A 2,958-nucleotide genomic window follows, 5' to 3' on the forward strand; every position below is an offset into this window, starting at 1 on the left:
GATAGTATGTTTATTCATCGCGATATGATATTCCCCAGGCAAAGATCAAAACCAACAAGAAGTTGAGTAAAAGAGTAAATCCAGTTACCCAGAATACTGTTGCATAGTTTGATAAAATTGATATCTGTCCGGGTCAATCCCGATAAAAGCGTTGATTTTATTGGGATTACTAAATCTGCGTAAATCTCCTAATTCTGCCAAGACTCTAACTGCGGTAGTTTGGGCAAAGCCGGGAATGTTTTCCAAGGTTTCTAAATCATGATTAGGCAAGGATTTTGCTAACTTGACCATTCGCTCAATTAGCTGTTTTCTTTGTTCACTTAAATTAAGGGGACTTTGAGCATAGTATTGCACCTGTTCGGCTTCTATACTGTTACATGAAACAACAGGATAAGCTTTATTGGCTAACTCGATTAGTTTATCTGTAGTTTTTTGAACATGCTTAAAGCCAACGCCCTTTTAACTGTACCAACCAATTAATAATTTGTTTTTTATCATTTTTTCTCACTAAATTACAGTGAGGATAATGGAGCACTATTTGCTAGTAATTTTTGCCTTTGGCAGAATAAAATAAAGTTTCAATCTCAGTGACTTAAGTTGTTTATAGGCTTGAGATTGGATTTGATTAACAGTATGATGATGAAGCATTTGAATTAGAGCGATATCGGTCTTATTGTGTCTTAATCCAAGGTTCATTTCCTTTTTAGTTTTAAAATTACATAATCATAGTCATAATCTTCAGGAAGGCTTGCAATCTGCGTGAGTAGACTCCAGTAGCTTCAAAGATTATTTGTGGATGCTTAGAAAAAGCAGATAGTTCTTTGAGTAGCTGAATAAAACCAGAACAATCATTAGTAATTGTAAGTTCATTTTTACTTTTACTAATTAGCTCACAAATAGTAGAAGTAAACTTGCTTACATCAATTCCAAAAGTAACTTGCATAAAATAAACCTCCTAAAGCTAAGTAGTAAAACGTATTTGCTTAAGAAAACAGATCTAATTTTTCTACTTTAATTCAAGTATTATCAACGTTTAATTTAGATATTTTCTTAAAAATAATGGTGCGAATAAAGCTGAAAAGATTAAATAAAAGTTTAGTGCATATTTATTAGGTAACACAAAGAAGCCTATGAATTCTTGTAGTTTTTTCATAGGTTGTTATACTGAAAGTGATTATTTGATTTCAACTAAAGTCTTTGATTCCTAGTGGCTACGTTGTAATCATATAATTGATTCTTTGTAACCAGTGCATACATGGTTCGAATTAGTTTATGTACTGATGCAATGGCAATCTTCTTGAAGCCGCGGCTTTGAGAAGATTTTTTTCTATCATAATAGTCAGTAATATGACAGGGCTGGGTAGTCTTTACTGATTCCATTTGACCGATACTTAAATACATGATCTTTCTGGCAATTGAATTGCCGTGTTTGGTAATACTTAAATGACTGTCTAATTCACCAGACTGATAGATGCCAGGATCAATGCCGATAAAAGCATCAATTTGGTTAGGACTGTCAAATCGTCTTAAATCACCTAATTCAGCCAATAATCTTAAGGCTGTTGTTTTGGCAATACCAGGAATGCTTTGATAAATGGTTAATATACGGGTATCAGCCTGATTTTTACTGGCTAATTTATACAGGTAGGCCAGTGCTTCCTTTTTCTCCTGATCAAGAGAAAAAAGACAGGCAATATTTCTTTGAATAGCACGGATAACAATACTATCCTTATTGTCATAGGCACAAGTTAATCGAGCCAAAGAGATTAAGCGTTGCGTAAGGTATTCGGCTTTTTTCTGGCTTAATCCCGATATAGTTTCTAATTCGCCCAAAATATGTTCCTTGTTACTATCTAAAACAGCTTGTGCATGCGGAAATAAGGCAACTACTGACCAATAAATTTTACCTGTAGGATGACACATGAGATTTTCAATTTGTGGGAAAGTTGTCTGCAGATTACGATGAAGCTGATTCTTGGCAACAACCATAGCTTTATTCAATTCTTCATAGTATCTGCTTGCATTTTGCATTTCATGGTATGCCCGAGACTGAGGCTTAAGTAGCTTCTGTGGAGCATTAAACTGTATCAGAGCTAGACGATAAGCGTCAACTTGATCGGTCTTATTATGACGAAGGTTATTATCCATCAGCTTTTTAGCTTTCAAAGGATTAAGCTTTAGATATTGAATATGCTTCTTCTCTAAAAAAGCCTGCAAGCTCAAAGAATATACTCCTGTTGATTCAAAGACTATCAAAGGAATGACAGAGTAAAGACGTAATCTTTTATAAAGCTGCTGGAAGCCGACCATGTCATTGCTTATTTTAAATGTCTTACCCTGCCTAACTTTATCCATTAGAACGCAGACAGTAGAGTCCTTACTGCTAACATCAATGCCAACAATCACTTTACAATTTTCAATGATTGAACCTCCCAAAGTTTTAAAGATAAAATACCTTATCGAACTATTTAATTCTTATTTTCTAAACCCGGCATCAAGTGCCTACATACTTCGAAGAGACTTCTAAATAGTCGGTAAAGCAGCCTGTTTCTAAAACGACATTTTTTGCCTTAAATTAGATATGACTTTATGCTTTATCTTCACCTTTATTTTAGATAAAAATAAAGTATTTGATTAAAGTTCCGTCGAACTTCAACCCAATACTTAGGTTAGTATGTTTCTAAACTTGACATCAAAGTGTCCACATTCTTCGAAGAAACTATTGAAAACCTAAGCAAAACTGCCAGTTTACTATGTGACATCAAGTGTCTAAAGCCCCTATGACATAGTGTTTTACTACTATCTCAATTCTACAAGAGAACAAAAATAGTGAATCAATTATCCCGTCGGATAATTAATTCACTATATAGCTTAGAATGTTTTGTTTGCTTTGAAAGTTAAGTTATTACAATTTTTTAGATAATTCTATTGTTGCAAGTTTAGTATTGTTAATAGTAA

At 33.7% G+C, this 2,958-nt stretch carries 1 protein-coding gene and 1 pseudogene; both read right to left on the bottom strand.

The annotated features are described in order from the left end of the window. Nucleotides 1–117: 117 nt before the first annotated feature. Nucleotides 118–943 (bottom strand): annotated as a pseudogene (locus tag HMPREF0493_RS09160) (IS110 family transposase); the annotation flags it as partial. A gap of 245 nt (nt 944–1,188) precedes the next feature. Beyond that, on the bottom strand, nt 1,189–2,421 hold the full coding sequence (locus HMPREF0493_RS00785; RefSeq protein ID WP_040456764.1) for an IS110 family RNA-guided transposase: 1,233 nt from the start codon (nt 2,419–2,421) through the stop codon (nt 1,189–1,191). Nucleotides 2,422–2,958: the final 537 nt, after the last annotated feature.

Origin of the sequence: Lactobacillus amylolyticus DSM 11664 (genome assembly GCF_000178475.1) — a bacterium.
Taxonomy (GTDB): Bacteria; Bacillota; Bacilli; order Lactobacillales; family Lactobacillaceae; genus Lactobacillus; species Lactobacillus amylolyticus.